Genomic DNA, 6,873 nt, shown 5'->3' with positions numbered 1-6,873 from the left:
GGCCGGACGCTCGGCCGGCTGCTCGCCGAGCAGCGGATCCTGCCGGTGGAGCGCGCCGTGCACCGCGTCACCCTGCAGCACCGGGCCAACGCCCACTCCGTCCCGCTGACCGGCGCACCCGCCGTCTGGTCCGGCCCGGGCGGCACCACCGGCAGCGGGGTGCGGATCGGCATCGTCGACTCCGGCATCGACTACACCCACGCCGACTTCGGCGGCCCCGGCACCCCGGAGGCCTCCACCGCCGTCGACGGCGCCCGCCCGGCACCGGCCGCGCTGTTCCCCAACGCCAAGGTGGCCGGCGGCCAGGACCTCGTCGGCGACGACTACAACCCGGACCCGTCCTCGCCGCACCACCAGCCCGTGCCGCACCCGGACGCCAACCCGATCGACTGCGCCGCCAACGGCCACGGCACCCACGTCGCCGGCACCGCCGCCGGCCTCGGCGTCACCAAGGACGGCAAGCCCTACCGCGGCCCCTACCGGGAGGGCCTCGACCCCGCCGCCTTCTCCGTCGCCCCCGGCGCGGCCCCCGGCGCCACCCTCTACGCCCTGCGCGTCTTCGGCTGCGACGGCTCCACCGACCAGCTCGCGCACGCCCTCGACCTGGCCGCCGACCCGAACGGCGACGGCGACCTCTCCGACCGCCTCGACGTGGTCAACCTCTCGCTCGGCAGCGCCTTCGGCAGCCCGGACGACGCAGACTCGCTCGCCGCCGACGCGCTGTCCGCCCTGGGCACCGTGGTGGTCGCCTCGGCCGGCAACGAGGGCGACCTGTACGGGATCGGCGGCAGCCCCGGCACCGCCGCCCGGGTGGTGACCGTCGCGGCCTCGGTCGACCCGCACGGCGACGCCGACGGCATCCGGGTGCTCGCCCCCGCCTCCCTCGCCGGCGTCGTCCCGGGCCACTGGAGCTCCGAGTACACCGGCTGGTCCGACCGGGACGTCACCGCCGAACTCGCCCGGCCCGCCGACCAGCAGGACGGCTGCACCGCCTTCGACGCGGCCGACGCCGCCCGGCTCAAGGGCCGGATCGCCGTGCTCGCCTGGCGCAGCAAGGACGCCGACCGGGCCTGCGGCTCGGCCGTGCGCGCCGACCACGCCGCGGACGCCGGCGCCGTCGGCACGCTGTTCACCGCCGACGGCGAGTCCCTCGCCGAGATCGCCGGCGACAGCCGGATCCCGGCCGTGCTGCTGGCCCGCACCGACTCCGACCGGCTGCTCGCCGCGGTGGCCGACGGGCCGGTGAAGGTCCAGCTCGCCGCCCCGGGCAACACCCTGCACGGCGCGGTCTCCCAGGACCGGCCCGAACGCACCGACATGCTCACCCCCTTCACCTCCCGCGGGATCGGGGTGCCCGGCATCGTCAAGCCCGACGTCGCCGCGCCCGGCGAGACGATCTGGTCGGCGAAGGCGGGCAGCGGCAGCGGCGGCATGCGGGAGGACGGCACCTCGATGGCCGCCCCGCACGTCACCGGCCTCGCCGCCCTCGTCCGCGCCGCCCACCCCGACTGGCCGGTCGCCGAGGTCAAGGCCGCGCTGATGAACACCGCCGTCGACACCCGGCACGACGCCGACCCCGGCAGCCCGGTGTACGGCCCGGAGCGCACCGGCGCCGGCCGGGCCCGGGTCGACGCCGCCGTCGCCACCCCGGCGGTCGCCTACGCGGCGGGCCAGGGCGCGGTGGACGGCGCGGTCGGCGTCTCCTTCGGCCCGGTCGAGGCCACCGGCCCGGTCGAGCTCGAACGCCAGGTGGAGATCCGCAACCACGGCGACGCCCCGCTCACCTACACCACCGGCTACGCGGCCGCCACCGAGCTGCCCGGGGCCTCCTTCGGCATCAGCCCCGGGCAGGTCACCGTCGAACCCGGCGGCACCGCCCGGGTCACCGTCACCCTGCGCGTCCCCGGCAGCCTGACCCGCACCCCCGACCCGACCCTCGACCTCGAACAGGCCGGCCGGGCCCGAAGCTACCGCGGCGAGCTCTCCGGCCGGCTGCTGCTGACCCCGGCCGACACCGGCCTGCCGCAGCTGCGGGTGCCGCTGTTCGCCGCCCCGCGGCCCGCCTCGCAGTTCACCGCCGGGCCGCAGCTCGCCGCCGGGCGGGCCGGCGCCACCATGCTCGCCCTGGCCGGCACCGGCACCCCGGCCGGCGACGGCGCCGGGCTGCTCAGCGCCTTCGTGTACGGCGGAGAGGCCGCCCGCTGGCCGGACTGCGCCGACGCCGGCGACGCCGACGACATCTGCGTGGAGCGGCCCGGCGAGCGCGCCGCCAACCTGCGGTTCGCGGGCGCGGCCAGCGACGCCCCGGCGCACGGGGACCCGCTCGGAGAGGGCACCCTCTACCTGGCCGCCGCCCTGTGGGGCCCGGCCGACACCCCGGTCGGCATGTTCGGGGTGCGCGCCTCGCTGGACACCGACGGGGACGGCCGCACCGACGCGATCGTCGCCGCCGCCCGGCTGCGCGGCAGCGACGTCCTGGTGGCCCGCACCACGGACGCCCGCACCGGCAAGGAACTGGACGTCCAGCCGCTGAACGCCCGCTGGGGCGACACCGACACCGGGCTGCTCGACGGCGACGCCCTGGTGCTGCCCGTCCGGCTCTCCGCCCTGCCCGGGCTGAAGTCCGGTGCGAGCACCGTCCGGTACGCGCTGTGGACGGGCCAGGTGCTGCCCGGTGCGCCGAGCGAGCAGGACGCGCTCGGCTCGATCGGTCTCACCGACGGCCGGCCGACCCTCGCCCTCGACGTGCTGCACCCGGCACTGGACGTCCGCGACGGCACCGACGGCACCGACGGGCCGGCCGCCGTCGCCGTGCCGGAGCGGCCGGGCAGCGTGCTGCGGGTCGCCCGGGCGGACGCCGCGGCCCGGCTGCTACTGCTCCACCACCTCAACCCGGGCGGACGCCGGGCCGAGGTCGTCACCCTGCGCTGAGCCGCCGGCGGGGCCCGTGCCCCGCCCGGTCAGCACCAGCTTCGACAGCACGTAGGTGATCGGGATCGCGACCGCTGCGGCCAGCAGCGGCGCGAACCGGTCGTCCACCCGCGCCCACTCCACCAGCACGAACACCCCGCCGCTCTGCACCAGGTAGTTGGTGATGTTCGGCAGCGGGAAGAGCAGGAACTTCCGCCAGGTCGGCCGGGTCCGGTACGTGAAGTACGTGTTCAGGAAGAACGAGCCGACCATGCTCAGGAAGAACGCCGCGCTGAACGCCGCGAAGTACGGCAGGTACGGGTGGAAGGCCAGGTACAGCAGGTAGAAGGTGCCGGTGTTGACCACACCGACCAGGCCGAACCTGACGACCTGCCACAGCTGCGGGCTCACACCGGCTCCCCGGCACGGGCGCGGTGGCCCTCGGCGCGGAACGCGGCCCGCGGCACGTTGGTCTCCTTGACCAGGAAGTGCGGCCGCCGCTTGGTCTCGTAGTAGATCCGGCCGATGTACTCGCCGATCAGACCGAGCATCACCATCTGCAGGCCGCCCAGCCCCACGATCGCCACGATGAGGGTGACGTAGCCGGGGGAGTCCACGCCGTCGACCAGGGCGACGCCGGTGATCCACGCCGCGTACAGCGCCGCCACCCCGACCAGGGCCAGGCCCAGGTAGATGGCGATCCGCAGCGGCCGGTTGTTGAACGAGATCAGGCCGTCCATGCCGTAGTTGAGCAGCGCGCCGAACCGCCACTTCGTCTCGCCGGCCTCGCGGGCGACGTTCTGGTAGTCGAAGGTGACGGTGTCGAAGCCGATCCAGGAGAACAGGCCCTTGGAGAACCGGTTGTACTCCGGCAGGGACAGCAGCGCGTCCACCGCGGCGCGCGACAGCAACCGGAAGTCGCCGACGCCGTCCTGGAGTTCGACGTCCACCCAGCGGTTGACCATCCGGTAGTAGAGCCGGCTGACCGCCGTGCGGACGGGCTTGTCGCCCTCCCGGGTGCGGCGGGCGATCACCTGGTCGTGCCCGCGGTCGTACAGCTCCAGCATCCGCTCGATCAGCTCCGGCGGGTGCTGCAGGTCGGCGTCCATCAGCACGACCGCGTCGCCCGTCGCCTCGCGCAGGCCGGCCAGCATGCCGGCCTCCTTGCCGAAGTTCCGGCTGAAGGAGACGTAGCGGGTGGTGTCCGGGTGCTCCGCGGCGATCTTGCGCAGCCGCTCCAGCGTGCCGTCCGCGCTGCCGTCGTCGACGTAGCAGAGCTCGTACTCGACCGGCAGGGCGTCGAGGCTCGCGCGGATCGCGGTGTCGAAGAGCTCGACCACCGCTTCCTCGTTGTAACAGGGCACCACCACGGACAGCCGCACCAGTCCACCTCCGGCCTCGACGCAGTCGGCGGCCGCACGCACTGACCCCTCACCCTGCCTGTCTGATTTCACACAGATGGTACCGGTCCGCCGTCGGCCGCCCGCCCGTTCCGGCGGCGCAGCCGCGTGAGCAGCGCCACGCCCAGCAGCACCGCGGCGGCGGCCCCGCTCGCCGCGAGACCGGGCAGCAGACCCGGCGGACGGTAGTCGCAGGACACCTCGGAGGCGCCCGCGCCCAGGTCGACGCCGGTCATGCCGAGCACCGACCGGGGGGCCCGCGCCGGGCCGCCGTCCACCGAGCACCGCCAGCCGTCCACGGCCGGCACCGAGATCAGCGCGGTGCCGGTGGACCCGGCCGGCAGCTCCGCCCGCAGCCCGTGGCCGCCGGCGGTGACCTCCGTCGCCCCGTGCAGGCCGTGCAGCGCGGCCGACAGCGCCGCCGGATCGAGGCAGCCGAGCGGCAGCTCCGGGACCTCCGCCTTCGCCGCGGCCCGCAACTGGACGGTGACCCGCCCGTCGGCCGGGACGGGGCCGAGTTCGCGGATCGGCATCGCCGTCATCGGCTGCCGGCCCCAGCTGGTGTACTTGCCGCCCGCGCCCATCACCGTGCCGCCCAGCCAGGGCGCGTACAGGAAGGCGGTGCGCCCCGGGGTGCAGGACGCGGTGAACGTCGTCCAGGTGCCGCCCTTCGGCGTCGCCGGCACCCGCCAGCCGCCCGGCGAGCGGACCGGCCGCGGACCGGCCGTCCACTCCGGGGCCGGCGTCTCGTAGACCCGCGCGCCGAGCAGCGACTCCTGGCGGCTCCACACCGAGCGGGTGTCCGGGGCGGCCGTCGGGTGCACGGTGACCAGCGGCGCGGCCGCGGCGTGCTTCACCGCGAAGCCGCCCGGCGCACCGGTGGAGTCCAGGTACGTGGTGACGCCGAACAGCGCCCGCCCGACCGGGTCGGCCGGGCTGAGGGTGTGCCGGCCCTGGATGTACCAGCCGGCGCCGAGCTCCTGCAGCATCCCGGCGGTCACCGCGGGCAGGTAGCTGCTGTAGTACGAGCCGCCCTGGCCGCCGAGCAGCAGCGGGTCGTTGTTGGCGAACTCGTGCGGACCGGGGTCGGTGCGGCCGTTCGGCCAGTCGTCGGCCGCGTGCAGCGCCTCGGCCGCGGCCGTCGACTGCGCCGAGACGGTCGTGCGCGGCTGGTAGAAGGGCAGCCGGTCACGGATCCCGGTGACCGCCCAGGCGGTGTGCGCAGCCGAGGCGAAGACGGTGAGCACCAGCACCGCGCCGGCGGACCGGCGCACGAGCGGGCGCGTGCGCCACCGGGCGAGCGCCAGCAGCGCACCGAGCAGCAGCGCGCCGCCCGCCCCGACCTCGATCCAGGTCGACCAGCGGACCGAGCTCTGCCCGTGCCCGGCCAGCGCCAGCAGCGCCACCAGCCCGGCGCCGCCCAGCAGCGCCCGGACGTCCGGACGGCGGGCGAGCGACGCCCAGGCCGCCATCACCAGCATGCCGCTGAGCACGAACGACGCCCGGTACGGACTGCCGTTGGGGATCGCCAGCCCGTGCCAGAGCAGGATCGTCGGCTCCCAGACGAAGCTCGCCCCGACCAGCAGCAGCAGCGCGTACCAGCCGATCCGCTCGGCGGGGCGGACCCGCCGGTTGAAGGGCAGCGAGGCGACCAGCAGCAGCGCCAGCACGCCGACGAAGACGTTCGGCACCGAGTGGTCCGAGCGGCCGCCGGGCAACAGTTGCGCCAGGTAGTCGGTGAGGCCCGGCGCGCCCTCGTAGGTCGCGGGCGGGGCCGGCTGCGAGGCCTTGCTGGCCTTCAGCGAGACCGTCATCGCCGGCGCGGCCAGCAGCACGCCGACCGTGAACATCCCGGCCGCCCGCCCGGCCGTCCGCAGCCGCTCCCGCCACGGGGTGCCGGCCAGCGCGAGGCGCAGCAGCAGCACCAGGCAGGAGGCGATGGTCGCCATCGCCCCGGTGTAGAAGTTGCCCGCCCAGGCGAGGGCGACCAGCAGGGTGCCGAGCACCCAGCGCCGGCCGCGCAGGCACCAGTCGCAGGCCAGGCCCACGGCCGGCAGCGAGACCAGGCCCCACATCCACATCGGGTCCGGCGAGCCGTCGTTGAGCACCCAGGCGCAGAGCCCGTAGCCGACCGCGAGCAGGGCGCGCAGCCACGGGCCGCCCGGCGCCAGGCGGCCGAGCAGCACCGTCATCGCGGCCGCCCCCAGGCCGATGCTCAGCAGGGTGACGAGGAACACGGGGAGGTTGACGGCGTCCCGCGGGAACAGCCCGACCAGCCAGGAGAACGGGTTCATCAGGTACGTGACGAAGTCACCGAGGAACGGCGAGCCGTAGCCGCTGTTCCAGTTGAACAGCAGGTCGCCGCCGCCCCGGCCGTGCATCAGGTCCCACAGGTGGGCGTGGAACGGCACGAACTGGTTGCCGAGGTCGTTCACCGCGCGCGACCGCGCCCCGAACGGGTACGTCCCGCGCAGGGCGCCGGCCAGGCAGAACGCCGCCATGGACAGCACGGCGGCCAGCGCCGCGGCGCCCGCCTCGCCCCTGCGGGAGCGCCCGGCGGCCG

At 75.8% G+C, this 6,873-nt stretch carries 4 protein-coding genes; 1 reads left to right on the top strand and 3 read right to left on the bottom strand.

Annotated elements, in window-relative coordinates:
- Positions 1-2,931 (top strand): S8 family serine peptidase (locus ABZ641_RS21525; protein WP_359983992.1); only part of this gene is annotated, 2,931 nt, incomplete at its 5' end.
- On the opposite strand, the gene ABZ641_RS21520 is transcribed toward ABZ641_RS21525, so the two are convergent.
- The 3 genes from ABZ641_RS21520 to ABZ641_RS21510 form a co-directional block, all read right to left on the bottom strand.
- Positions 2,872-3,321, bottom strand: coding sequence for a GtrA family protein (locus ABZ641_RS21520; RefSeq protein ID WP_344628448.1), 450 nt, complete (start codon positions 3,319-3,321; stop codon positions 2,872-2,874). The genes ABZ641_RS21525 and ABZ641_RS21520 overlap by 60 nt on opposite strands.
- Positions 3,318-4,292 (bottom strand): glycosyltransferase family 2 protein, encoded by a 975-nt coding sequence (locus tag ABZ641_RS21515; RefSeq protein ID WP_344628450.1) that lies wholly within the window; start codon positions 4,290-4,292, stop codon positions 3,318-3,320. Before ABZ641_RS21515 ends, ABZ641_RS21520 begins: the two co-directional genes overlap by 4 nt.
- A 68-nt stretch (positions 4,293-4,360) precedes the next feature.
- The coding region (locus ABZ641_RS21510; RefSeq protein ID WP_359983989.1) for a YfhO family protein at positions 4,361-6,873 on the bottom strand (2,513 nt) is incomplete at its 5' end.

The sequence above is a fragment of the Kitasatospora sp. NPDC007106 genome (assembly GCF_040634455.1).
GTDB lineage: Bacteria > Actinomycetota > Actinomycetes > Streptomycetales > Streptomycetaceae > Kitasatospora > Kitasatospora arboriphila.
The sequence above is the reverse complement of the archived record's forward strand: the minus strand, read 5'-3'. Positions and strand labels throughout refer to the sequence as shown.